Genomic DNA, 25,978 nt, shown 5'->3' with positions numbered 1-25,978 from the left:
ATGTGCCTGTCGCCTGGAGACCATAAATGCTAACAGCATGGCCTCCTTTTAGTAAAAAATTAAAACTCTTTTTTCAGCCAGCTGTTAATTCGTTTAAACCAACCGCCTACTGATGCTCTTGTTTCGCTATCGCCTTCGCCACCCAGGTGTGATTCTTTACCATAGTGCAACAACCCTACAGCCGTCGAATAATAAGGTTCCTGAGCATAATCGGTCAGGCCGGTAATATTTAACGGCTGTCCGATTCGGACCTGGGTATGGAACACTTTCTGAGCGCACGCGGCTAACCCTTCAATCTGCCCTGCCCCACCGGTTAACACGATACCCGCGGCCAGATGATGTTTTACACCCTGCTGACGGAGTTGTTCCTGTAATTCCAGAATTTCATCATTCACCAGGTTCAGTAATTCGGTATAACGCGGTTCGATGACTTCAGCCAGGGTCTGACGTTGCAGACTGCGTGGCGGTCGTCCGCCCACACTTGGCACTTCGACATTTTCGTCTTTACCGACAATCGAGCCTAATGCACACCCGTGACGGACTTTAATGGCTTCCGCATCGGTCGGTGGTGTTCCGAAGGCATAAGCGATATCACTGGTCACCACATTACCCGCGTAAGGGATCACTTTCGTGTGCCGTAATGCGCCCCCGGTATACACTGCCATATCCATTGTACCACCACCGATATCAACCACACAGACGCCTAATTCGCGTTCGTCTTCAGTTAACACGGCATAACTGGATGCCAGCCCGGCAAAAATCAGCTGATCCACTTTCAGGCCACATCGCTCAACGGCCTTCACGATATTCTTTGCCATATCATTATGGCAGGTGATCAGGTGAACCTTGGCATGCATCCTGACCCCGGATAAACCGACAGGGTTCTTGATACCTTCCTGATAATCAATGGCATATTCCTGAGGGATCACATGCAGAATACGGTGCTCATCACGAACACGCACAGATTTCGCTGTATGCACGACATTTTCTACATCATCCTGGGTTACTTCTTCTTCGGAAATCGGAACCATCCCGATTTCGTTCTGACAACTTATATGTTTACCAGAAAGCGCCAGATATACAGAAGAAATCTGACAATCGGCCATTAATTCAGCCTGATCAATCGCGCGCTGTACACATTTGACCACCGATTCCAGGTCATTAACGCCGCCTTTATCCATACCGCGGGAAGGACAACTACCGACGCCGATAATGTTGACCATACCATCGGGCAGAATCTCCCCTACAAGGGCAGCAACCTTAGCGGTGCCGATTTCTAGTCCTACTACAAGTTTTCTGTCCGTTGACTTGATCATTGTTTAGCCTGTGCCTGCTTTTGTTGCTGGTTACTGTTCTTAGGGTCGACGGGGGCGGCAAGCCATCCCACAGCCGCACCGGAGTCATAACGTAAATCTACATAACCTATCCGTTTATTATCTGTCTGCGCCTGACGAAGCAGAACCGGATAGAGGTCAATAAAACGCTGCAGACGTTTCATTGTGTCATCACGCCCCAACTCAATTTTCATGTCATCGCTGGTGACCAGCTGCCATGACCGCCTTGCTGTCATCGAAGCCGCCTTTAGCGTAATTTTCGAAGGCTTTAAGGCATCACTCATCTGATAAAAACCGGCCATCACCTCTTTTTCGCTGCCTTCCGGTCCGTAAAGCATTGGCATAGTCTGCTGAACCGGGAGACTTAAAGGCAACCGGAAAGAGACACCGTCAGCATCAACGACATTCTGATCATTCCACCGTGCAACCGGCACATATTCAACCAGATGAATCTTTAATTCATCCGGCCATTGTTTCCGGACACTTACCTGCTTAATCCAGGGAAGTCGTTCAATCTGCTGCTGTATCACATCCACATTCTGTGACATAAACGTTCCGGGAGGCCCGAGTGATAAAATCGCCTGCCGGATGTCATCGTGGGTGGTATAGCGCGTTTGTCCTGTGACCACCAGTTTCGATAACGGTAAGCGGGAGGCATCATCCATCCATTTCAGGACCATGACACTCCCCAACACCATAGTACCAATGACCAGTAACAAAAAGATCAATCCGAACAGGCGCGTACCATTACTCCGTCCGGGACTCCGTCCGGATCCCTGGTGCCCCTGGGACTCCCGGTTCCGCGTATTTAAAGCCGCCTGAGACATATCAGTTTGTTAACTCCAGCCTATTGCTCAATAATTCCGAAAAATTCATAGCCGCCTGCCTTACTGTTAAAGTACCCGGATTCCGGCGAACCGTCTCTGACGAGAAACCGACGAAGAATGGCTGAAAATAATGCTTATCAACCCATTGCACATCGATACCTCCCTTCTGTGATCCTTTAACCTCTGCAGGACAGTTTGATTCTGCGCGCACTGTGCTCATTTTTTAACGTCTGAGAGGCAGAAATACTGTGTCTCATCAGCAAGATACTTAGCATTGTAGTCGCAAAATTCATTTTTAACCTTAATACGCGCCGAACACAGTGATTTTTCATCTTCTGCATCGGCAACATATTCCGTGTCATTCTGTCCGTTCATTACGAAGATATCACTATCCCCTTGAAAACACGGCGCTGAAAACGCTTTCCGGGCGATGACCATTTCGCCATAAGTCCGCAGAATGTAACGTCCTCTCCCCGGTGCTGTAAACCTGGGCTTTCCCGGTCGTCTTTTATCAGCCAGGCAGTTCTTCTGTCCGGGTCACCGGCTGCAGTTTCCGGTCAGCCAGAGTCCGCGCAATTCGCCCCACCGTGCCGGCGCCCTGCGCCAGGACAAGATCGTTTCCGCTCAGTGCCGGTGCCAGCGCATCGGCCAGCATCTCATTATCGGAGACCAATATCGGTTCAACTTTCCCGCGGCTTCTGACTGAGCGGCAAAGCGCCCGGCTATCTGCCCCGGCTATCGGAGCTTCTCCCGCAGAATAGACTTCCAGCATCAGCAGGACATCCACCTGAGAAAGCACGTTCGCAAAATCATCGAACAAATCACGGGTGCGCGTATAGCGGTGAGGCTGAAAAATCATCACCAGCTTTTTATCCGGCCAGCCGGCACGGGCTGCTTTTATAGTGGCATCCACTTCTGTCGGATGGTGACCATAATCATCCACCAGCATCGCCGTTCCTGGCTGACCATTCACAGGTTCGGTGGGGTATTCACCCAGCAGATCAAAGCGGCGTCCTGTCCCCTGGAAATTTTCCAGCGCGGTAAGGATATCGCTATCTTCGATCCCTTCTTCTGTCGCCACAGCCACCGCCGCGGCGGCATTCAGCGCATTATGGCGCCCCGGTGCATTCAGAGTGACTTCCATGACCGGCTTATCATGACGGACCAGGGTAAAATGCCCCTGAGCACCTTTCTGCCGGTAATCTTCAATTCTGATATCTGCATCGTCACTGAAACCATAAGTCGTTATCTGACGACCAACCTGCGGAATAAGCTCCCGGATAACAGGGTCGTCGACACATAATACGGCGCGGCCATAAAACGGAAGATTATGTAAAAAATTCACAAAGGTCTGTTTCAGGTTGTCAAAATTTCCCTGATACGTATCCATGTGATCAGCTTCAATATTTGTCACCACTGCAACCATCGGCTGCAGATGCAAAAACGATGCATCACTCTCATCTGCTTCGGCAATCAGGTAACGACTGCTTCCCAGACGGGCGTGCGTTCCGGCGGCTTTAACCAGTCCGCCATTAACGAAAGTCGGGTCTAACCCGCCTTCTGCATAAATGCTGGACACCATCGCGGTGGTCGTCGTTTTACCGTGCGTGCCTGCAATCGCAATCCCGTGGCGGAAACGCATCAGTTCCGCCAGCATTTCTGCCCGACGGATCACCGGGATCCTGGCCTCACGGGCGGCGATCAATTCCGGGTTATCCGCAGAGATGGCACTGGAAACCACAACCACACTGGCATCGGTCACGTTCTCTGGCCGGTGGTTAAAATAAATGATAGCCCCCAGAGCACTCAGATGCTGAGTGACCGGGTTCGGTGCCAGATCAGAACCACTGATCTGATACCCTTCATTCGCCAACACTTCAGCAATACCGCCCATCCCTGCACCACCAATGCCGACAAAATGGATATGCCTGACCCGACGCATTTCAGGCACAACAGAGCGCAGTTTTGCTAATTGTTGAGTATTCATCTCGTTACACTACCTGTTCATACTTTCCCCGGGACATTCTGCCCGGAAAAAGCCGCTCACCCGGAGCTATATTCATTTAACGACTTTCGCCACTTCATTTGCTACGCGTTCAGTCGCGTCCGGAACGGCGACTGCGCGGGCTTTTAATGCCATCGTCAGCAATTGCTGACGGTCCCAGCCATTTAAGGTTTCTGCGATGACAGAAGCCGTAAAGGCGGGTTGTTCAAAAATTCTGGCCGCCCCGGCATTTTCCAGCGGCAGTGCATTCCAGTACTGCTGCCGATCTTTGTGCTGAAAAGGCACAAAAATCGCCGCCAGTCCGGCGGCAGCGACTTCACTGACCGTTAATGCACCGGAACGACAAACCACCACATCAGCCCAGGCATACGCTTGCGCCATATCATCAATAAACTCATTGATGCGGTGGCCGGTCTGCCCGACACTGGCATACTCCGCTTCAACAGCCTCCAGCGCACCTTTTCCGGTCTGGTGCCAGAGGGTGATACGGTCACCACATTTTTCAGCCACGTAAGGCATCGTCTGGTTTAACACTCTGGCCCCCTGACTGCCCCCGACGACCAGCACCCGAATCGGCCCTTCACGCCCGGCAAAACGTTGTTCAGGAGCCGGTAATGCCAGTACATCCGTACGAACCGGATTTCCGACAACATCGGCGTTCGCAAAAGCGCCCGGGAAAGCCTGTAACACTTTACGCGCAATCCGGGACAACCCTTTATTTGTCAGACCGGCGATCCCGTTCTGCTCATGCAGTACCACAGGAATACCGCAACTCCACGCCGCCAGTCCGCCGGGGCCGGAAACATAGCCGCCCATACCCAGCACCACATCCGGTTTCCAGCGCTTCATAATCGCTCTGGCCTGACGCCATGCCGTAAAGATACGCCAGGGAGCCAGCAACTGAGCTTTTATGCCTTTACCCCGTAATCCGCTGATGCGGATAAAATCAATATCGATACCATGCTTCGGGACCAGGTCCGCTTCCATACGGTCAGCGGTCCCCAGCCAGCGAACCTGCCAGCCCTGAGCCATCAGGTGATGGGCCACTGCCAGGCCCGGAAAAACATGTCCGCCGGTGCCCCCGGCCATGACCATTAATCGCTTGCCGCTCATCGGCTACCCCGGGTAAACGCCTGCGCTTTTGTCAGGCGTGTTTCATAATCTATTCGTAATAACAGCACGATAGCTGTCGACATAATAATCAGGCTGGAACCACCGTAACTGATTAACGGCAGGGTCAGACCTTTGGTCGGGAGCATCCCCGCGGCGGCACCTACGTTAACCAACGCCTGGAAACTGAACCAGACCCCGATAGCACAGGCCAGAAAACCGGAAAAACGCTGATCCAGTTCCAATGCTCTGCGGCCAATCGACATCGCCCGAAAAGCGACGAAGAATACCATCAAAAGTGCGAGTGACACACCGAAAAAGCCGAGTTCTTCGCCGATAATAGAGAAAATAAAGTCGGTATGGGCTTCAGGCAGATATTCCAGCTTCTGAACCGAGTTTCCCAACCCCTGTCCCCAGAACTCACCACGCCCAAAGGCCATCAGAGACTGCGTCAGCTGGTAGCCACTGCCGAAAGGATCCGCCCAGGGATTCCAGAAAGAAGTCACGCGGCGCATACGATAGGGTTCTGCAAGGATCAGCAGTACCACAGCAAAAAGTCCCGACCCGATGATCGCGAGGAACTGCCAGAGTTTAGCCCCCGCCAGAAACAACATCGCCAGCGTTGTTACAAACAATACGATCACCGTCCCCAGGTCAGGCTGCGCCAGCAGCAGGACCGCGAGCACCACCATGACCCCCATCGGTTTACAGAATCCCCAGAAGTTACTCCGGACCTCGTCTACCTTTCGCACCAGATAACTGGCGAGATAACAAAACAGGGATAATTTAGAAAATTCTGCCGGCTGAATACGCAACGGGCCCAGGGCTATCCAGCGGGAAGCACCGTTGACCGAGCTCCCAACCACCAGCACGACCAGCAGCATGACGATAGAAATCAGCAGCATTACGTTACTGTACTTCTGCCAGAACGACATCGGTAAGCGCAGCGTGACCAGGGATATGGCAAACCCCAGCCCCAGGTAGAACGCATCACGTTTCGCAAAATAGAACGGATCATCATCCATTCTCTGCCCGACCGGTACCGACGCAGAGGTCACCATCACAAAGCCGACGATGGCTAAGCCAAACGTTAGCCATAACAACGTACGGTCATACAGAATAATGGCTGTATCATCGCTTTCTTTCGCCCCCATCACCCAGTCTCTCAGGCGACCGGAGATGGCAAGTATCAGTGCGACAGGGTATCTCAGGCCCGGGATACGCATTAACCTAACTCCTTAGCAAGACGGGTAAATTCATCGCCCCGTTGCTCAAAATTTTTAAACTGATCGAGGCTGGCACAAGCCGGGGATAATAAGACCAGATCACCGGGCGCAGTCTGTGGAGCAATCGCTGCCATTGCCTGCTGCAGGGTATCGGTACGCACGGAAACCTCCGGACGCAGCGCCGCCAGCTCATCGCCATCACGACCAAAGCAGTAAATTTTCAGGTTATCTCTCTGCAGGTACGGTAACAACGGTGTAAAGTCTGCCGATTTACCGTCACCGCCCAGCAGCAACCACAACTGACCTTTCACGATCAGCCCTTTCAGCGCTGCCTCCGTGCTCCCCACATTGGTCGCTTTCGAATCATTAATCCAGTCGACGCCATGACTCCGGTGAGCAAGACAATACCGGTGGCTAAGCCCTGTGAAGGTGGTCAGCGCTTTCAGGCTGGTCGCTCGTGGTAATCCGGCGGCATCGGCCAGTGCCAGGGCGGCCAGGGCATTGGTGTAGTTATGCTGCCCGGTCAGTTTCATTTCCCCGGTATCCAGCACTTTCTCCCCTTTCACCCGTAACCAGGTACTCCCCTGCTGAGTATTCAGGTGATAATCACCGACATTCACACCGAAACTGATACACCGGCTATCGACGCCGCGCACCGGCATCGTTAATCCGTCATCAGCGTTGACGACACAGGTCGTTGCATGTTCGTAAATACGTAATTTGGCGGCACGGTATTGCTGCATTCCCAGCGGATACCGATCCATATGGTCTTCGCTGACATTCAGGATCGTCGCGGCTGCCGCTTTCAGGCTATGGGTGGTTTCCAACTGAAAGCTTGATAATTCCAGCACATAGAGCTCAATGGTCTCACTGAGCAGTGAGAGTACCGGCAGGCCGATATTTCCGCCGACGGCCACATGACAACCTGCAGCTTTCGCCATTTCGCCGACCATCATCGTCACGGTGCTTTTACCGTTCGACCCGGTGATAGCCACTATCGGTGCCCGGGCCTCGCGACAAAACAGTTCAACGTCCCCGACAATCTCGACACCCGCCTCTTCAGCACGGGAAAGTGCCGGGTGAGAAAGTGCGATGCCCGGGCTTGCGACGATTAAATCCGCGTCCAGCAGCCAGTCTTCATTAATCCCCCCCAGAAAACGTTCTACCGTTTCAGGGAGTTTTTCGAGTCCCGCCGGCGATATCCGGGTATCTGTGACACGCGGGGTTACCCCCCGCGCCAGAAAGAAATCAACACAGGAGAGGCCGGTCAGCCCCAGCCCGATAATGACGACTTTTTTACCCCGATAGTCAGACATAATTAACGTACCTTAAGGGTTGCCAGCCCGATCAGAACCAGCATTAATGAGATAATCCAGAAGCGTACGATGACACGCGGTTCCGGCCAGCCTTTCAGTTCATAATGGTGGTGGATCGGCGCCATGCGGAAAATACGCTGCCCGCGTAACTTGAACGACCCGACCTGCAGAATGACCGACAAGGTCTCTACGACAAACACACCGCCCATGATCACCAGCAGGAACTCTTCACGCAGTAATACGGCAATGGTTCCTAACGCGCCGCCCAGGGCCAGCGACCCGACATCGCCCATAAAGACCTGAGCCGGATAGGTGTTAAACCAGAGAAAGCCCAGTCCGGCACCCACAATAGCAGTACAGACAATCACCAGTTCGCCGGCATAGCGCAGGTAAGGGATATGCAGATATTCGGCAAAATTCACGTTACCGGTGGCCCAGGCCACCAGCCCGAATCCGGCAGCCACAAACACGGTCGGCATAATCGCCAGGCCGTCCAGGCCATCGGTCAGATTCACCGCATTACTGGTTCCCACAATGACAAAGTAGGTCAGTAACAGGTAGCTCAGGCCTAGTTGAGGCATCACATCTTTGAAGAACGGCACCACCAGTTCTGTGGCCGGCGTTCCTTTGCCTGTCGCATACAATGCAAAGGCAACCGCCAGTGCGATCACGGACTGCCAGAAGTATTTCCAGCGGGCAATCAGGCCCTTGGTATCTTTACGTACAACTTTGCGGTAATCATCAACAAACCCGACAATCCCGTAGCCAATCAATACGAACAGCACACACCAGACATACGGGTTTGACGGATAAGCCCACATCAGTACCGAAATAGTGATAGAGGCAAGGATCATCAGGCCCCCCATCGTCGGGGTTCCTCGTTTACTGAAGTGTGATTCAGGGCCGTCGTTACGGACAACCTGGCCAATCTGTAATTTTTGCAGCCAGCTGATCAGGCGAGGCCCCATCCACAGGCTGATAAATAACGATGTCAGCAGACTGACAATCGCGCGAAATGTCAGGTAAGAAAAAATATTAAATCCGGAGTAAAATGAAACCAGATGTTCAGCCAGCCAGACTAACATGTGCCCTTCTCCTGTAATTGCTGAACCACTTCTTCCATAGCTGCACTTCGCGAACCCTTAATCAAAATAGTGACTTCCTGATGTTCAGATAATAATGTCTTTAACCGGTCAACCAGCGCCGGTTTAGTGGTGAAATGTTCCCCGTCAGGGCTTTCTTCTGAGATAAACCGGCTCAGATGACCGGTACTTAATACTTTATCGATCCCTGCCTCCCGGGTGGCCTGACCCACCGCACGATGGCATTGTTCCGCTTCATCGCCCAGTTCGCCCATATCTCCGACCACCATGATCCGGTAGCCCGGCATTTCACCCAGCACTTGTGCCGCTGCGGTCATGGATCCCACATTCGCGTTATAGCTGTCATCAAGTAAGCGGTGTGTCTCTGACAGCCGGACAGGATAGAGACGCCCGGGGACCGGTTGCAGGGTGCTGAGTCCGTGACGGATAGCGCTGAGTGGTGCGCCGACCGCCTGAGACAGCGCCGCCGCCGCCAGGGCATTCGCAATATTGTGGCGGCCAGGCAATGGCAGAGTCACGTCCACCTCTCCCTGCGGAGAATGCAACGTAAATGCGGTCCCTCCGCCGTGGATCACAACGTGGCTGGCATAGAAGCCGACACCGGCTTCCGCATTCGGCGAGAAACGCCAGACGATTTTATCGACCAGACGAGGCTGCCAGTTCGCCTGATCATTACTGTCATTGTTCAGAATAGCGATGCCCCCCGCAGGGAGCCCTTCGAAAATTTCACCTTTGGCTTTCGCCACTCCGGCCAGGGAGCCAAAACCTTCCAGGTGTGCCGCTGCCAGGTTATTGACCAGCGCCGCTTCAGGCCGGACCATCGCCGTGGTATACGCGATTTCACCCTGGTGGTTTGCCCCCAGCTCAATGACAGCAAACTCATGCTCGCGGGTCAGACGTAATAACGTCATCGGCACACCGATGTCGTTATTCAGGTTACCTGCGGTATAGAGCGTATTTCCGCATTGCTTCAGGATAGCGGCGGTCATCTCTTTCACAGAGGTTTTACCCGAAGAGCCGGTCAGAGCCACAACCCGGGCAGGGACCTGTCGCCGAACGCAGGCAGCCAGTTCCCCGAAAGCAATGCGGGTATCTTTAACCACGACCTGCGGAATGTTTGTTGGCAGGGGTTTACTCACCAGTAAAGCACCGGCACCGGCGTTTATCGCATCAGCAATAAAATCATGAGCATCAAAGCGCTCGCCGATCAGTGCAACAAACAGGCAGCCCGGGGTTACTTTACGGGTATCTGTGGTGACGGCAGTAAATTCAAATGCCGGTTCCCCGGAAAGCTGCCCGCCGGTAACCTCTGCCAGTTGCTGTAAACTTACCGAAATCATGCCATTACCCCCAGCAGCCCCGCGACAGTCGTTCTGTCCGAGTAATCAAAACGTCGTTGCCCGATAATCTGATAATCTTCATGACCTTTACCGGCGACTAATACAATATCGTCCGGGCCAGCCTGTGACAGTGCCTGTTCAACGGCACGGGCCCGGCCGGGGATCACCATCGCTTTCCCCGGATCCAGCAGACCACTGAGAATATCTTTGACGATGGCGGCGGGATCTTCGGTACGCGGATTATCGTCAGTGATCACAACCTGATCGGCCAGCTCTTCAGCGATTGCCCCCATCAGCGGACGTTTACCTTTATCCCGGTCACCGCCACAGCCAAACAGGCACCACAGTTTCCCACGGCAGTGTAAACGGGCAGCGGTTAACGCTTTTTCCAGTGCATCCGGGGTATGTGCGTAATCAACCACCACTGCCGGGCGGCCTTCAGTATGGAAAACCTCCATACGTCCGCAGACCGGTTGCAGCTGTTGTGCCGTTTCACACAGGCGCGCCAGCGGATACCCCAGTGAGAGCAAGGTTGCCATTGCCATCAGCATGTTGCTGACATTGAACGCGCCCATCAGCTGGCTGGTGAACTCCCCTTCCCCCCAGTCAGAACGGAAGGTGACCCTGGCGCCTTTTTCCAGATAGACGATCCCGGTGGCCTCGATAGCGCGGCCACTATGTTCAGCGGCAATATTGCCTTCCATACTGACAGCCACTCCGTCTGTCAGTTTTTTCAGCCACAGACGCCCGGTCGCATCATCCGCATTAATAATGGCTTGCCCGACCTGATGCTCGGAGAATAATGACCATTTTGCAGCTTCATAGCTTTGCATATCGCCGTGATAATCCAGATGGTCACGGCTCAGATTGGTGAATACTGCGGCGGCAAAGGGAATGGCGGCAACACGATGCTGTACCAGGCCATGAGACGATACTTCCATCGCCGTCAGCGTGGCCCCTTTGGCCTGCAGATCTGACAGTACATGCTGAATATCTACCGCTGAACCGGTGGTATTTTCGCTGGGCACCAGTTGGCCGAAAAGACCGTTGCCGACGGTTCCCATGACTGCGCCGGTTTCTCCCAGCAGATTAGCCCACTGCGCCAGCAACTGACTGGTAGTGGTTTTACCGTTAGTCCCGGTAATACCGATAACCTTCTGCTTTTCTGCCGGCTGCCCATAGAAACGTCCGGCCAGCGCAGAAAGGCGTTGCGACAGTTGCTTCAGATAGATAACCGGCACACCCTGAAATTCTTTAATATCACCATCGGCAGCTTCACCTTCAGCCTCAGCAATCACTGCCGCCACGCCCCCGGCAATCGCCTGCGGAATATATTGGCGGCCATCAACCTGATGCCCCGAGACAGCCACAAACAGATCGCCGGATGCCGCAACGCGGCTATCCAGTGTCATTTCCCTCAGCTGACGTTCCGGCGCACCCGGCACCCAGGGGGCCAGCAGGTAACGCAAGTTACGATCTGTCACTTGAATCCCCATTGTTATTAGTTACTGAATCATTTTTGTTACTGGCAGGTAAGGCATCCGGCTCGATATTCATCGTGCGTAGCACGCCGCCCATAATGGCGCCGAATACCGGTGCAGATACCGCACCTCCGTAATATTTACCGGCCTGCGGATCATTGATAACAACCACCAACGCAAAACGTGGGTGGCTTGCCGGCGCGACACCTGCGGTGTAAGCGATATATTTATTGATATAGCGTCCGTCAGGGCCGACCTTCTTCGCGGTGCCGGTCTTAATGGCAATGCGGTAGCCTTTAATGGCTGCTTTTACCCCGCCGCCGCCAGGCAGAGCTACACTTTCCATCATATGGAGAACCGTTTTGACAGTGGCTTCCGGGAAGACCCGTTCACCCGCGACCGGAGGATCGACTTTCGTAATGGAAAGGGGCCTGGCGATGCCATAGCTGCCGATGGTGGCGTAAACACGGGCTAACTGTAGCGGTGTAACCATCAAACCGTAACCGAATGAGAAGGTCGCCCGTTCAATGTCAGACCACCGTTGTTTTTTGGGATATATGCCACTGCTTTCACCGACTAACCCGAGATTGGTCGGTTTTCCGAGGCCAAACCGGGAATAGGTGTCGACCAGCGCCGAAGATGGCATCGCTAACGCCAGTCGGGACACACCGACGTTACTCGATTTCTGCAATACCCCGGTCAGTGTCAGTTCGTTATAACGAGAAACATCTTTGATTTCATGGCCATTAACCCGGTAAGGTACGGTATTAATCACGCTACCTTCCCGCACAACACCACGTTGTAAAGCCGTCATCACCGCCATCGGCTTCACCGTAGAACCGGGCTCAAAAATATCGGTAATGGCCCGGTTTCTCATCGCATCCTTGGAGGTATTCCCCAGGTTATTAGGGTTATACGCCGGGCTGTTGGCCATCGCCAGCACTTCGCCGGTATTCACATCCACCAGCACCGCAGACCCGGATTCTGCTTTATTAAAAGCCACGGCATTGTTAAGTTCACGATAGACCTGGGCTTGTAATCGCTCATCGATACTCAGCGTCAGGTTATGTGCGGCCTGGCTATCCGTAGAAGAGATGCCCTCAATCACACGGCCCTGACGATCTTTACGGACCGTACGAGCCCCCGGCTGACCGGTTAACCACCGATTGAAACTCTTTTCGATGCCCTCAATTCCGACGCCATCAATATTTGTAAAACCGATTAAGTGTGCCGTTACCTGCCCTGCCGGATAATAACGGCGCGATTCTTCCCGCAGGTTTACACCAGGCAGTTTCAGCTTTTTAATGTATTCACCCACGGACGGGGTTATCTGACGGGCAAGATAGATAAAGCGGCTATTCGGATTAGCAGTAACACGGGCAGACAACTGATCCGTCGTCATCGATAAGGTTTCCGCAAGGGCTTTCCAGCGGTTATCGGGTGTGACCCCGCCTTTCTCAATCACGACTTTCGGGTCTATCCAGACGGCATTGACCGGCACACTGACGGCTAAAGGCCGGCCAGCGCGATCGCTTATCATTCCCCGGGAAGACGGAATGGACTGCACACGTAACGAGCGCAAATCCCCTTCCCTGACCAGTTTTCCGGGGTTAACAACCTGCAGGTATCCGATACGGGATATCAGGCCGACCAAAGCCGCCAGAATCCCCACACAGAGCAACGCAAAACGCCAGCTTATAAAGCTGGCCTTATTTTCCTGTTTTTCGGATTTCAGCGTTTTCTTCGCGCTGCTCATTCAGTCATGGATTCCCTATGGTTGAACCACTATATTTTCCTGTGAAGGATCAACATGTTGCATATGAAGCTTTTCGATAGCCAACCGTTCAACCCGGCTATGATCCCCTAATGCATTCTCCTCCAGGATCAGGTTTCGCCATTCGATATCCAGCGAATCCTGCTCCAGCACCATTTGCTCACGTTGTGCCGTCAGCAGCCGGGTCTTATGCGTAGTGATAACCACCATTATCGCACTGACCAGTACCGCAATAAGCAGTAATAACGGCAGCTTTCCGTGACGCAGCAGATCTCCGCCGATAATACCGGGCAGACTATGGCGCTCGTTCCCTGTCATTCAGCCGTCCTCTGCGCAATGCGTAACACTGAGCTACGCGCACGCGGGTTTTCTTTCACTTCACGTTCTCCCGGGATCAGTTTCCCGAGCGTTTTCAGTTCACGTCCCCCCAGCGATTTTAACTGAGCTTCAGTCAATGGCAGGCCGGAAGGCACCTGAACACCCCGACTCTGATCCCGCATAAAACGCTTTACCAGTCTGTCTTCAAGGGAGTGGAAACTGATAATTGATAACCGTCCTTCCGGGGCCAGTACGCTCAGTGACCCTTTCAGTGCCTGAGTAATTTCCTCAAGTTCACTGTTCACCCAGATACGGATAGCCTGGAAACTGCGGGTCGCCGGATGTTTAAATTTGTCCTTCACCGGAGTGGCATGATAAATCACATCCGCCAGTTCCTTTGTGCGGGTCATTGGCTGCTCGCGGTTACGTTCGACAATGGCTCTGGCAATTCGTTTCGCAAAACGCTCTTCACCGTACGCTTTAAGAACAAAAGCAATATCCTGCTCTTCGGCCTGTAGTAACCATTCTGCGGCGGACTGTCCGCGGGTCGGGTCCATACGCATATCCAGTGGCCCGTCCCGCATAAAGGAAAATCCGCGTTCGGCATCATCGAGCTGAGGTGAAGAGACCCCTAAATCCAGCAAAATCCCGTTGATTTTCCCGCTCAATCCGAGCGATTCAACGTATTCCTGTAGCCCGGAAAACGGCCCATGAATAATCGAAAAACGGGGGTCAGTAATTTCGGCGGCTGCTGCAATAGCCTGCGGGTCTCTGTCGATGGCGATTAACCGGCCCTTTTCACCTAATTGTGAAAGGATCAGGCGCGAGTGACCTCCCCGGCCAAAGGTTCCATCAATATAGATGCCTTCCGGCTGAAGGTTGAGTCCGTTAACCGCTTCATCTAAGAGGACGGTCGTATGTTTAAAATTTTCCGACATAGGCTATAACGATAAATCCTGCAATCGCTCAGAGAGTTCCCCCTGAGCCGATTCTGATTCGATATCTTCCCTGATTTGTTGATACCAGGCCGGTTTATCCCACAGCTCAAACTTGTTGAACTGACCGACCAGCATAATTTCTTTCTGTAAACCGGCGTGTTGTCTCAGAGTACTGGCGAGTAAGAGTCGTCCGGCATTATCCATCTGACATTCACTGGCATGCCCCAATAACAACCGCTGAACACGACGTTCTGCCGGATTCATGGTAGAAAGGCGTGAGAGCTTTCGTTCAATGACTTCCCATTCGGGCAAGGTATAAAGCAGCAGGCAGGGCTGATGGAGGTCAATGGTGCACACCATTTGTCCCTGAGATTCTCCAATCAGTATTTCCCGATAGCGTGTAGGGACAGCTATACGGCCTTTACCGTCAAGATTAACCTGCGTTGCCCCACGAAACATAACTGTCGTTGCCCTCAGTTAACCTGTTTCACCACTTTATCCCACATTTTACCACTGATTGAGTGTACGGAGCGGACGAAATCCTTGTCAAGCGACAACGGTCGCTTAATAACATTATTTCCTGCCGTGAATTCGCTGAAATCCAGAGGTAAAACGAACAAAAAACAGTACAGATAGTATTAACCTGATGAATAATTAAAGAAATTTGAGAAAATGGCGAGGAAGGCTTCAAAAACAGCGGCAAAAAGCAACAAAAGGGTGAACTTCGTACGGCACCCTCATAAATGTTATTTTAAGGAATTTCTTAGGGGAAGCACAGCGTGATCGGCACGATATTTGTAAAATGAAGGATGCGGCAGAAAACCTGGCATTATTCTAAGATCTTCCGCCGCCAGCCGTATTACTGAGGACGACGTCCGAGACGGCCACGCTGATAAAGATTGCGACGAATACGTGTCAGCCCGGGCTTCGGTTTACAAGGCTCATCAAGACTTGCCAGCACTAATTCCAGTACCCGTTCCGCTACATCACGATGGCGCTGACCTGCCGACAAAACCGGGCATTCCAGAAAATCCAGTAATTCATTATCTCCGAATGTCGCAATTGAGACATGCGCGGGCAAATGGCCGTGCACGCGAAGGCAGGCGTCCATCATCCCCTGTAATAATCCGAAAGAGGTCGTAAATACTGCCGCCGGCATGTCATTTTCACTTAAAAAGCGGACAAACGTATCTGCGGCAATACTCCGTTCAAAACTATTACTGTAGATAAACTGAACCCGCCGTTCATCCCCTTCCCAGGCCTGACGAAACCCCTGTTCACGCAGGTAGCTGACAGATAGCTCAGGTAATGCCCCCAGGAAAAGGACATCACTGATCGGTTGTTTACGTAATTCCCGGGCCAGGGAGAAGGCATCGTCCTGGTCAGCACCGACGACGCTGGTGAAATTCTCACGGTCGAGGGCGCGGTCAAGGGCGATAATCGGCAATGATTTCCCCACCCAGTGTTGATAAAAAGGATGTTCCGGGGGCAGTGACGTTGAGACTATCAGGGCATCTATCTGACGTTGCAGCAAATGTTCGATGCAGCGAATTTCGTTATCCGGCTGATCTTCTGAGCAGGCTATCAGTAACTGATAACCGCGTTGTCTGGCCTGACGTTCCAGATAGTTAGCAATACGCGTATAGCTGGTATTTTCCAGATCAGGGATCACCAGCCCGATAGAGCGGGTCCGGCCTGCGCGTAATCCTGCGGCAACGGCATTCGGCTGATAGTTATATTCCCGGACAATAGCCATCACCTTCTCTACCGTTTTTTCACTGACCCGGTATTGTCTGGCTTTGCCATTGATGACATAACTCGCGGTCGTTCGCGACACTCCCGCAAGACGAGCAATTTCATCCAGTTTCACTCTCACCCCATTGCACACGTTGTCCCGTCAGGATAAGCACTCTCAGCGGGATATTCCTTTATCTTCCGTATCTAAGCGCAGATAACCGCCACCGGCAACTTTTTTATTGTAAACCGTGACCATAAAAAAGGCCCGGGTCGCCCGGGCCTGATGATCATCATGGCAGAGAGTGACGCCTGGCGTTAGCCAATAGTGCGTTCGCCGCGGGAAACGCCCACAACACCGGAACGCACAACTTCGGCAATTTCCGTTACCGCGCGTAATGCGCTCAGACAGGCATCCAGCTTTTCGCTGGTCCCTGTCAGCTGTAACGTATACAAAGTCGCTGTCACATCAATGATTTGGCCGCGGAAGATATCGGCACAACGTTTGACCTCTTCACGCTGCGCACCTTCAGCTTTCACCTTCACCAGCATAATTTCACGCTCAACATGCGGCCCCTGGCCGAGTTCACTGACACGTAAAACATCAACCAGCTTATGCAGTTGTTTCTCGATCTGCTCCAGAACCTTTTCATCACCCACCGTCTGGATAGTCATCCGTGACAGCGTCGGGTCTTCGGTTGGAGCGACGGTCAGGCTCTCAATGTTATAGCCCCGCTGGGAAAACAGGCCAACCACGCGGGATAATGCCCCTGATTCGTTCTCAAGTAATACCGATAAAATACGGCGCATTATTCTGTCCTCTCCGTTTTGCTTAACCACATATCCTTCATCGCTCCCCCGCGTACCAGCATCGGGTAGACATGCTCACTGCCATCGACACGGACATCCAGAAACACCAGCCGGCCACTGGCCACAATCGCCAGGGCCTCTGCCATTTTTTCATCCAGCTCTTCCGGTTTATCAATGACCATCCCCACATGGCCATAGGCCTCTGCCAGACGCACAAAATCAGGTAATGATTCCATATAGGATTGCGAGTGGCGACCGGAATAGATCATATCCTGCCACTGCTTGACCATCCCCAGATAGCCATTGTTCAGATTCAGTATCAGCACCGGCAGATTGTATTGTGAGGCCGTCGACAACTCCTGAATATTCATCTGAATACTGCCATCGCCTGTCACACAGACGACGGTGGCTTCCGGCAGTGCCATTTTCACGCCCAAAGCCGCCGGCAGGCCGAACCCCATAGTGCCCAGACCTCCGGAGTTGATCCAGCGTCGTGGTTTATTAAAGCGGTAATGCAGCGCTGCAAACATCTGATGCTGGCCGACATCAGACGCCACATAAGCCTCGCCGCCGGTCAGACGCCACAGCGCATCAATGGCAGCCTGCGGTTTGATGGTCGGGGAATGTTTGTCAAACGCCAGGCAGTGGCGTGCGCGCCACGTTTCAATCTGTGCCCACCAGTCAGCGTTTTCTGCGTTATCCGCCCCTTCCGCCGGCAGCAATTCCAACATCTGCTGAAGCACCAGGGCAGCATCACCGACGACGGGAATATCCGCCATCACAGTTTTAGAAATAGAGGTCGGGTCAATATCGATATGGATCACCGTGGCATCCGGACAATATTTTTCCAGATTATTTGTCGTACGATCATCAAAACGAACACCGATAGCAAAAATGACATCTGCGTTATGCATGGTCATGTTCGCTTCATAGGTACCGTGCATGCCCAGCATACCGACACTCTGGCGGTGAGTTCCGGGAAAGGCTCCCAACCCCATCAGCGTGGTCGTCACCGGAATATTAAGCACTTCGGCTAACTGAATCAGCGCTTTTTCAGCGCCCGCGGTGATGACGCCGCCCCCGGCATAGATAACCGGCTTTCTGGCAGCTAATAGCTGCTGTAAAGCTCGTTTAATCTGCCCGCGGTGCCCCTGCGTCGTCGGATTGTAAGAGCGCATAGACACCTGTTCAGGCCACTGATACGAATATTTCGCCGCAGGGTTCAGGATATCTTTCGGCAAATCAATCACTACCGGCCCCGGGCGGCCCGACGATGCCAGCCAGAAGGCTTTTTTGATCACGGCCGGAATCTCTTCGGCTTTATTGACCAGAAAGCTGTGTTTGACGATAGGCCGTGAAATTCCGACCATATCGCACTCCTGGAAGGCATCACTGCCGATCAGTGAAGAGGCAACCTGTCCGGAAAGCACCACCATCGGAATCGAATCCATATACGCCGTCGCAATACCGGTGATCGCATTGGTCGCGCCAGGGCCGGAGGTTACCAGTACAACCCCCGTTTCACCGGTGGCACGGGCCAGTGCATCCGCCATATGTACCGCTGCCTGCTCATGACGCACAAGGATATGGTCAACACCACCAACGGTTTGTAGTGCATCATAAATATCCAGCACTGCCCCTCCGGGATAACCAAATACCTGTTTTACGCCCTGATCGATCAACGATCGGATGACCATCTCGGCCCCTGACAACATCTCCATTCTTTCCTCCAGGTAAACACTGAACTCACGGATACCTATAATTCACCAGCACAACCTTCCGTCAACGACGTAACGCGCAAAACCGCCCCTCAGAACAGGGAAAGGGTTGCTTTATTACGTTTAAACAGCATAGCGGGCATTTTATTATCGGTTTTTGTTGTGGTTAACATAACCGCAGAAACGACCTCAGGCAAACCTCTGCCGGGAGAAGCCAGCGGAAGAGTTAATAAAAGCTCCTGCTATCTGTAACTCAGGGCTCAGAATAATAGCGGATGAGGCAAAGTTATTAGTTAAATATCCTGTATTTTTATTTAATCGCAGAGAGTTATTAAATTTAGCTTTTTTATATTCTCGTGAATGTCAGCGCCCTGTTCGGAATAATTGCCAACAAGCGAAGTCATTTACTGAAAAAACTTAATATTCCGATATATTTCACTAGCTACCCATAAAAACCCCACCTTTTATGCCAGGGCAAAGGTAAAATAAAAACAATAAATATCAATATATTATGCGGTTATCATCGTTAGGGGCGCCACGCTTTCCAGCCGGTGACTTGTGGAAAGTCCCGTCTGTACATGACAGAGCTCTCTCTGCCGGTAAAAATGCAGAATATTCGTCTTTCTCCCGGAATTTATTCCTGCCCCAATAAGGTTGACATCAGGCAGCGTTTACAGTACCAATATAGGCATACTTTATTTATTGGGTCTGAGCTAATGATTCGTTTTATCCGCCTCGCAGGACTACTACTTCTCGCATTAAATATGCGCGGTAGTGTTGCGGGCGGAATTAATAAATGATTCGGGCCTGAAAACAGAAAAACCCGCGCCGCAGCGCGGGTTTTTTTATACCCGCTGGCCGGTGCCAAAAACACTTAAGGAATCTACGAATATGAGCCAGCAAGTCATTATTTTTGATACAACATTGCGTGATGGTGAACAAGCGTTACAGGCAAGCCTGAGTGTTAAAGAAAAACTGCAAATTGCAATGGCACTGGAACGTATGAAAGTCGATGTGATGGAGGTCGGTTTTCCGGTCTCGTCACCGGGCGATTTTGAATCCGTACAAACCATTGCCAGAACCATTAAAAACAGCCGTGTTTGTGCGCTGGCCCGCTGTGTAGAGAAAGATATTGATGCTGCCGGTGAAGCCTTACGTGTGGCAGAAGCCTTCCGTATCCACACCTTTATCGCCACCTCACCGATGCATATCGCCACAAAATTACGCAGTACGCTGCCGGAGGTGATTGAGCGTGCGGTGCATATGATCAGGCACGCCCGCCGCTATACCGATGATGTGGAATTCTCGTGTGAAGATGGCGGACGGACGCCGATAGACGATTTGTGTCGCGTCGTTGAAGCCGCGATCAATGCCGGCGCCCGCACTATCAATATCCCTGATACCGTCGGTTATACCCTGCCTCATGAATATGCCAATATCATCTCTCAGTTAACCCAACGCGTCCCGAATATCGATAAAGCCATCCTGTCTGTACATACCCATGACGACCTGGGAATGGCGACCGGGAATGCTGTTGCCGCAGTGCAGGCCGGCGCCCGTCAGGTGGAAGGCACACTGAACGGTCTGGGTGAACGTGCCGGTAACTGTGCGCTGGAAGAAGTGATTATGGCGATTAAAACCCGTCAGCAGATCCTGAATGTCACGACCGGTATTAATCATCAGGAGATTTACCGCACCAGCCAGATCGTCAGCCAGATTTGTAACATGCCGATTCCGGCGAACAAAGCGGTTGTGGGTTCCAACGCATTTGCTCACTCTTCGGGGATCCATCAGGACGGCGTACTGAAGAACCGTGAAAACTACGAAATCATGACCCCGGAATCTATCGGTCTGCATCAGGTCCAGCTGAACCTGACCTCCCGTTCAGGCCGTGCCGCGGTTAAGCACCGCATGGAAGAGATGGGCTATAAAGAGACCGACTACAATGCGGAGGCACTGTACGATGCCTTCCTGAAACTGGCTGATAAAAAAGGTCAGATTTTTGATTACGACCTGGAAGCACTGGCCTTTATTAACAAACAGAATGAAGAGCACGACCATTTCCGTCTGCAGGATTTCAACGTTCAGTCAGGTTCCAGCATCTCTGCCACCGCATCCGTGAAGCTGGCCTGTGGTGATGAAATCAAAGAAGAAGCCGCGACCGGCAACGGCCCTGTTGATGCCGTTTATCAGGCCATTAACCGCATTACCGGGTATCAGGCTGAACTGGTCAAATACCAGTTATCCGCGAAAGGCCACGGAGAAAATGCTCTGGGTCAGGTAGATATCGTTATCAGCTACAACAACCGTAAATTCCATGGTGTCGGACTGGCTACAGATATCGTGGAGTCGTCGGCGACCGCGATGGTGAATGCCCTGAATAATATCTGGCAGGCGAAGCAGGTTGAAATCGAATTGCAGCGTAAATTTAAGAATGAAGCTAAGGAAACCGTGTAATTATGTCTACATCATTTCACATTGCAGTATTGCCGGGTGACGGCATCGGTCCGGAAGTCATGGCGCAGGCCCTGAAAGTAGTGAAGGCTATCCGTGAACGCTTTTCTCTCGATATCACCACCCGTCAGTATGATGTAGGCGGTATTGCCATTGATAATCATGGTCAGCCTCTGCCGCCGGAAACGTTAGCCGGCTGTGAGCAGGCCGATGCGGTCCTGTTTGGTTCGGTAGGCGGCCCGAAATGGCAACACCTGGCCCCGGATGCGCAGCCTGAGCGTGGCGCGCTGTTACCCCTGCGTAAGCATTTCAAACTGTTCAGCAACCTGCGTCCTGCTGCGCTTTATCACGGGCTGGAAGCCTTCTGTCCTCTGCGCAGTGATATTGCCGCCCGCGGGTTCGATATTTTATGCGTCCGCGAATTAACCGGGGGCATCTATTTCGGACAACCCAAAGGCCGTGAAGGCAGCGGTGACGAACTGCGGGCTTTTGATACGGAAGTCTACTACCGCTATGAAATTGAGCGTATTGCCCGGCTGGCTTTCGAGTCTGCGGCGAAACGCCGTAAAAAAGTCACCTCGGTGGATAAATCAAACGTACTGCAATCGTCCATCCTGTGGCGTGAGACTGTGACGGAAATCGCCAAAGAGTACCCGGAAATTGAGCTGGAACATATCTACATCGATAACGCGACAATGCAGCTGATTAAAGACCCGTCACAGTTTGATGTCCTGTTATGTTCAAACCTGTTCGGTGACATCCTGTCAGATGAATGTGCCATGATCACCGGTTCGATGGGTATGCTGCCCTCCGCCAGCCTGAATGAACAAGGCTTTGGTCTGTACGAACCGGCAGGCGGTTCCGCACCGGATATCGCGGGACAAAATATCGCCAACCCGGTGGCACAGATTTTATCACTGGCACTGCTGTTACGTTACAGCCTGAACGCCGGCGAAGCCGCAGACAGTATTGAGCAAGCCGTTAACCAGGCGCTGGAAGCAGGCTACCGGACACGCGATCTGGCCGGTCAGGGGCCTTCTGTCAGCACCGATGAAATGGGCGACATCATTGCCCGCTTTATCACCGGAGAAAAATAAAAATGAGCAAGACCTTATACCAGAAGTTATTTGATGCACATGTCGTTTATGAAGCCCCTAATGAAACACCGTTACTGTATATCGACCGTCACCTGGTCCATGAAGTGACCTCTCCGCAGGCATTTGATGGCCTGCGGGCACAGGGACGCCAGTTACGTCAGCCTTCAAAAACGTTCGCCACCATGGATCACAACGTCTCTACAGAGACCCGTGACATTAATGCCTCCGGTGAGATGGCACGTATTCAGATGCAGGAATTAATTAAAAACTGCGAAGAGTTCGGCGTACAGTTATATGACCTGAATCATCCCTTCCAGGGCATTGTGCATGTCATTGGCCCTGAGCAGGGTATGACGCTGCCGGGAATGACCATTGTCTGTGGTGACTCCCATACGGCGACCCACGGCGCGTTCGGTTCGCTGGCCTTTGGTATCGGTACCTCAGAAGTCGAACATGTCATGGCCACCCAGACCCTGAAACAGGGTCGTGCTAAGACCATGAAAATTGAAGTCACCGGAGATGCCGCTCCGGGTATCACTGCAAAAGATATCGTGCTGGCCGTGATCGGTAAAACCGGCAGCGCTGGCGGTACCGGTCATGTCGTCGAGTTCTGTGGTCCGGCAATCGAAGCACTGAGCATGGAAGGCCGGATGACCCTGTGCAACATGGCTATCGAAATGGGAGCCAAAGCAGGCCTGGTCGCGCCGGATGAAACTACCTTTAATTACCTGAAAGGGCGTCAGTTCTCGCCGACAGGAGAGAAATGGGAACAGGCTGTGGCCTACTGGCAGGGCCTGAAATCAGACAGTGATGCCGTTTTTGACTCTGTCGTCACCCTGGATGCCGCCGACATTGCCCCACAGGTCACCTGGGGGACTAACCCGGGCCAGGTGATTGCAATTAACCAGCCGATTCCGGCACCGGAATCCTTCAGCGATCCGGTCGAACGCGCTTCAGCGGAGAAAGCACTGGCTTATATGGGGCTGGATGCGGGAGTCAAACTGACCGACGTTGCCATCGATAAAGTCTTTATCGGTTCCTGTACTAACTCACGTATCGAAGATTTACGGGCAGCGGCCGCGATTGCGAAGGGACGTAAGGTCGCTCCGGGGATCGTTGCCATGGTCGTCCCGGGCTCCGGTCCCGTCAAAGCACAGGCGGAAGAAGAAGGCCTGGACAAAATATTTATCGATGCCGGGTTTGAATGGCGTTTGCCCGGATGTTCCATGTGTCTGGCGATGAATAATGACCGCCTGAACGCCGGTGAGCGTTGTGCCTCGACCAGCAACCGTAACTTCGAAGGTCGTCAGGGTCGTGGCGGACGTACTCACCTGGTCAGCCCGGCAATGGCTGCCGCTGCCGCCGTCACCGGTCGCTTCGCCGACATTCGTGAACTGAATTAAGGAATATTTTATGGCCAGTAAATTTACACAACATACCGGCATTGTTGCCCCGCTGGATGCGGCTAACGTCGATACCGATGCCATTATTCCTAAGCAATTTTTACAGAAAGTGACCCGTACCGGTTTCGGGCAACATCTGTTTAATGACTGGCGTTTTCTGGATGATGCCGGTCAGGTGCCTAACCCGGAATTTGTGCTGAATAAGCCTGAGTTTAAAGGTGCCAGCATTCTGCTGGCTCGTGAAAACTTTGGCTGCGGATCATCACGCGAACATGCCCCCTGGGCGCTGACTGACTTTGGATTCCGTGTGGTGATCGCGCCTTCTTTCGCCGATATTTTTTACGGAAACAGCTTCAACAACCAGCTTTTGCCGGTCACGCTGACCGACGCTGAAGTGGACGAGCTGTTCCGTCTGGTGAAAGCCGAACCGGGCATCGAATTTGTCGTAGACCTGGAGAAACTGGTGATCACTGCCGGTGACAAAGTCTATCCGTTTACTCTGGACAGCTTCCGCCGCCATTGCATGATCAATGGACTGGATAGCATCGGTCTGACCTTGCAGCATGAAGATGCTATTTCCTCGTACGAGTCTGCACAGCCTGCTTTCCTGCGTTAAGTCGCACTGAGCCACAGTTTTAGCACTTCCCCCTCCCCTCCGGAGGGGGTAAATCAGCCCTCAACAGGCTCTTTCACCCGCCATATCAGTACCAATGCCAGCAGGATCAGCCCCGAGGCCAGCCAGTAAATGGCCCGATGTCCCAGCCAGTCACTGAGACTCCCCTGTAATAATCCGGCAAAAATCATCCCGGTCGATACGGAATTGGTAAACATCGTCGTCGCAGCGCCCGCTTTACCCGGCATCAGATCCTGGAACCAGAGCATGACCAGACCGGCAACGATGCCGATAAAAACAGCATTTAATAGCTGTAAAGCCAGCATCGCTCCGCGGGTAGGGAAAATCAGCATGCCCGGGTAAAACAGTGCCCCGGCCATCACCGCCAGCAGTACCAGTGGACGTTTGCCGATCCGTTTAGCCAGTAATCCGGCCAGCAGCATGATCGGTATTTCCAGCCCCGCGGCTGTTCCCATAAAGACACCGGCCATTTTCTCCGGCATCCCGAGGGTTTGACTGATATAGAGCGGCATGTCGATGATATACATCAGATTGCAGGTCCACATCAGGACAGAGGCGATAAACAGGCGACGGACATGGCTGTTTTTCCAGCCGGTCACCGCACTACGGGCAATATCCGTCGGGGGGAAAACTTTCGGTACGGAAGGCAGAGTAAAACGTATAAACCCGAGCGCCAGTAAGAATAAACAGGCCGCCACCAGATAGAGCGCAATAAAGCCATAATTCAGGGCCAGCGCAAAAGAAATGGGCGGGCCAATGACCCACGCCAGTGACATCTGGGCACGCATCAGCGAACTGAACATCACCACTTCACGGGAAGTGTGATCCGCATATTCCCGGGCGAGGGCAAAAATCTGAGGCATCACGACAGTGGAAAAGGCCGACAGTATCAGTCCGAGTGTGATCAGCACCCAGTAACTGCGGGTAAAGGCGAAGACAATCGCGTTGCCGAGCGCCATCAGGCAGCAAAGCATCAGTAAATTTCGTCTGTCTCCCTGTTTATCTGACCGTCGGGCCAGCAGAAAGCTGACAATAATTCCCGTCACTGCATTAACAGTAAAAAATGCGCCGACCATAAACGGTTTTGCGTGCAGTTCGTGACTAAGAAACAAGCTCAGCGTGGGAGCCTGCAATGCCCCGGCAATACTGACAAAAAAGGTGACCAGCATAAAAAAGATAAATACGGTATTGCCTTTCGCAGGCATCCTTTCAGGGGTTTCCATAAAAACATCCGTATGAGGTGAGACAACAGTGGCGTTAAGGCTCCTGCTCGCGTGAATGCAGGCCCGGTAGATAATCTACACCGGAACGGCCACATTTACCGCAGAATATCTGCGGAGAACCGGAGGTCATAAC

22 protein-coding genes are annotated in these 25,978 nt (G+C 52.7%); 4 read left to right on the top strand and 18 right to left on the bottom strand.

Annotated elements, in window-relative coordinates; translation table 11 throughout:
* Nucleotides 1-59: 59 nt before the first annotated feature.
* The 17 genes from ftsA to ilvI form a co-directional block, all read right to left on the bottom strand.
* Entirely contained in the window at nucleotides 60-1,316 is a 1,257-nt protein-coding gene (ftsA, locus tag GTPT_RS05795) for a cell division protein FtsA (protein ID WP_025901238.1), read from the bottom strand.
* A complete protein-coding gene (gene ftsQ / locus GTPT_RS05790) occupies nucleotides 1,313-2,161 on the bottom strand; it encodes a cell division protein FtsQ (protein WP_029990235.1) in 849 nt (282 codons plus the stop codon). The genes ftsA and ftsQ overlap by 4 nt, the downstream gene beginning before the upstream one ends.
* 216 nt (nucleotides 2,162-2,377) lie before the next feature.
* Entirely contained in the window at nucleotides 2,378-2,599 is a 222-nt protein-coding gene (locus GTPT_RS18035; RefSeq protein ID WP_029990236.1) for a hypothetical protein, read from the bottom strand.
* Nucleotides 2,600-2,672: 73 nt separating this feature from the next.
* Entirely contained in the window at nucleotides 2,673-4,148 is a 1,476-nt protein-coding gene (gene murC / locus GTPT_RS05775; protein ID WP_029990237.1) for a UDP-N-acetylmuramate--L-alanine ligase, read from the bottom strand.
* A gap of 72 nt (nucleotides 4,149-4,220) precedes the next feature.
* The gene (gene murG, locus GTPT_RS05770; RefSeq protein ID WP_025901234.1) at nucleotides 4,221-5,279 is read right to left on the bottom strand and encodes an undecaprenyldiphospho-muramoylpentapeptide beta-N-acetylglucosaminyltransferase; all 1,059 of its coding nucleotides are present in this window, start codon (nucleotides 5,277-5,279) and stop codon (nucleotides 4,221-4,223) included.
* On the bottom strand, nucleotides 5,276-6,502 hold the full coding sequence (ftsW, locus tag GTPT_RS05765; protein WP_025901233.1) for a cell division protein FtsW: 1,227 nt from the start codon (nucleotides 6,500-6,502) through the stop codon (nucleotides 5,276-5,278). The genes murG and ftsW overlap by 4 nt, the downstream gene beginning before the upstream one ends.
* Nucleotides 6,502-7,818, bottom strand: a complete 1,317-nt coding sequence (gene murD / locus GTPT_RS05760; protein ID WP_025901232.1) for a UDP-N-acetylmuramoyl-L-alanine--D-glutamate ligase — start codon at nucleotides 7,816-7,818, stop codon at nucleotides 6,502-6,504. The genes ftsW and murD overlap by 1 nt, the downstream gene beginning before the upstream one ends.
* Nucleotides 7,819-7,820: 2 nt before the next feature.
* Complete coding sequence (mraY, locus tag GTPT_RS05755) at nucleotides 7,821-8,903, bottom strand: phospho-N-acetylmuramoyl-pentapeptide-transferase (protein WP_025901231.1); 1,083 nt, start codon at nucleotides 8,901-8,903, stop codon at nucleotides 7,821-7,823.
* Nucleotides 8,897-10,261, bottom strand: coding sequence for a UDP-N-acetylmuramoyl-tripeptide--D-alanyl-D-alanine ligase (gene murF / locus GTPT_RS05750; protein WP_029990238.1), 1,365 nt, complete (start codon nucleotides 10,259-10,261; stop codon nucleotides 8,897-8,899). The genes mraY and murF overlap by 7 nt, the downstream gene beginning before the upstream one ends.
* Nucleotides 10,258-11,745, bottom strand: a complete 1,488-nt coding sequence (murE, locus tag GTPT_RS05745) for a UDP-N-acetylmuramoyl-L-alanyl-D-glutamate--2,6-diaminopimelate ligase (protein WP_025901229.1) — start codon at nucleotides 11,743-11,745, stop codon at nucleotides 10,258-10,260. Before murE ends, murF begins: the two co-directional genes overlap by 4 nt.
* Nucleotides 11,732-13,498, bottom strand: coding sequence for a peptidoglycan glycosyltransferase FtsI (gene ftsI / locus GTPT_RS05740; protein WP_029990239.1), 1,767 nt, complete (start codon nucleotides 13,496-13,498; stop codon nucleotides 11,732-11,734). The genes murE and ftsI overlap by 14 nt, the downstream gene beginning before the upstream one ends.
* 15 nt (nucleotides 13,499-13,513) lie before the next feature.
* Nucleotides 13,514-13,834, bottom strand: coding sequence for a cell division protein FtsL (gene ftsL / locus GTPT_RS05735; protein ID WP_025901227.1), 321 nt, complete (start codon nucleotides 13,832-13,834; stop codon nucleotides 13,514-13,516).
* Nucleotides 13,831-14,772, bottom strand: coding sequence for a 16S rRNA (cytosine(1402)-N(4))-methyltransferase RsmH (gene rsmH, locus GTPT_RS05730; RefSeq protein WP_029990240.1), 942 nt, complete (start codon nucleotides 14,770-14,772; stop codon nucleotides 13,831-13,833). Before rsmH ends, ftsL begins: the two co-directional genes overlap by 4 nt.
* Before the next feature lie 3 nt (nucleotides 14,773-14,775).
* On the bottom strand, nucleotides 14,776-15,231 hold the full coding sequence (gene mraZ / locus GTPT_RS05725; RefSeq protein ID WP_025901225.1) for a division/cell wall cluster transcriptional repressor MraZ: 456 nt from the start codon (nucleotides 15,229-15,231) through the stop codon (nucleotides 14,776-14,778).
* 400 nt (nucleotides 15,232-15,631) lie between these two features.
* A complete protein-coding gene (gene cra / locus GTPT_RS05720; RefSeq protein WP_025901224.1) occupies nucleotides 15,632-16,642 on the bottom strand; it encodes a catabolite repressor/activator in 1,011 nt (336 codons plus the stop codon).
* A gap of 182 nt (nucleotides 16,643-16,824) precedes the next feature.
* Nucleotides 16,825-17,316, bottom strand: coding sequence for an acetolactate synthase small subunit (gene ilvN / locus GTPT_RS05715; protein WP_025901223.1), 492 nt, complete (start codon nucleotides 17,314-17,316; stop codon nucleotides 16,825-16,827).
* The gene (gene ilvI, locus GTPT_RS05710; RefSeq protein ID WP_029990241.1) at nucleotides 17,316-19,037 is read right to left on the bottom strand and encodes an acetolactate synthase 3 large subunit; all 1,722 of its coding nucleotides are present in this window, start codon (nucleotides 19,035-19,037) and stop codon (nucleotides 17,316-17,318) included. Before ilvI ends, ilvN begins: the two co-directional genes overlap by 1 nt.
* An 888-nt stretch (nucleotides 19,038-19,925) precedes the next feature.
* Between ilvI and leuA the strand changes: the two genes are divergently transcribed.
* The 4 genes from leuA to leuD are packed head-to-tail and all read left to right on the top strand — an operon-like array spanning nucleotide 19,926 to nucleotide 24,604.
* Nucleotides 19,926-21,491 carry a 2-isopropylmalate synthase gene (gene leuA, locus GTPT_RS05705; protein WP_025901221.1) on the top strand — a complete coding sequence of 522 codons (1,566 nt, stop codon included), beginning with the start codon at nucleotides 19,926-19,928 and terminating at the stop codon, nucleotides 21,489-21,491.
* Nucleotides 21,492-21,493: 2 nt separating this feature from the next.
* Nucleotides 21,494-22,585 carry a 3-isopropylmalate dehydrogenase gene (gene leuB / locus GTPT_RS05700; RefSeq protein WP_029990242.1) on the top strand — a complete coding sequence of 364 codons (1,092 nt, stop codon included), beginning with the start codon at nucleotides 21,494-21,496 and terminating at the stop codon, nucleotides 22,583-22,585.
* A gap of 2 nt (nucleotides 22,586-22,587) precedes the next feature.
* Nucleotides 22,588-23,988, top strand: a complete 1,401-nt coding sequence (gene leuC, locus GTPT_RS05695; RefSeq protein ID WP_025901219.1) for a 3-isopropylmalate dehydratase large subunit — start codon at nucleotides 22,588-22,590, stop codon at nucleotides 23,986-23,988.
* 10 nt (nucleotides 23,989-23,998) lie between these two features.
* The gene (leuD, locus tag GTPT_RS05690; RefSeq protein WP_025901218.1) at nucleotides 23,999-24,604 is read left to right on the top strand and encodes a 3-isopropylmalate dehydratase small subunit; all 606 of its coding nucleotides are present in this window, start codon (nucleotides 23,999-24,001) and stop codon (nucleotides 24,602-24,604) included.
* A 53-nt stretch (nucleotides 24,605-24,657) separates the two neighbouring features.
* On the opposite strand, the gene GTPT_RS05685 is transcribed toward leuD, so the two are convergent.
* On the bottom strand, nucleotides 24,658-25,845 hold the full coding sequence (locus GTPT_RS05685) for an MFS transporter (RefSeq protein ID WP_025901217.1): 1,188 nt from the start codon (nucleotides 25,843-25,845) through the stop codon (nucleotides 24,658-24,660).
* Between the last annotated feature and the right edge of the window lie 133 nt (nucleotides 25,846-25,978).

Source organism: Tatumella ptyseos ATCC 33301, from assembly GCF_000735525.1.
In the GTDB taxonomy this organism is placed as follows: domain Bacteria; phylum Pseudomonadota; class Gammaproteobacteria; order Enterobacterales; family Enterobacteriaceae; genus Tatumella; species Tatumella ptyseos.
This window is presented reverse-complemented; position numbering and strand designations above follow the sequence as displayed.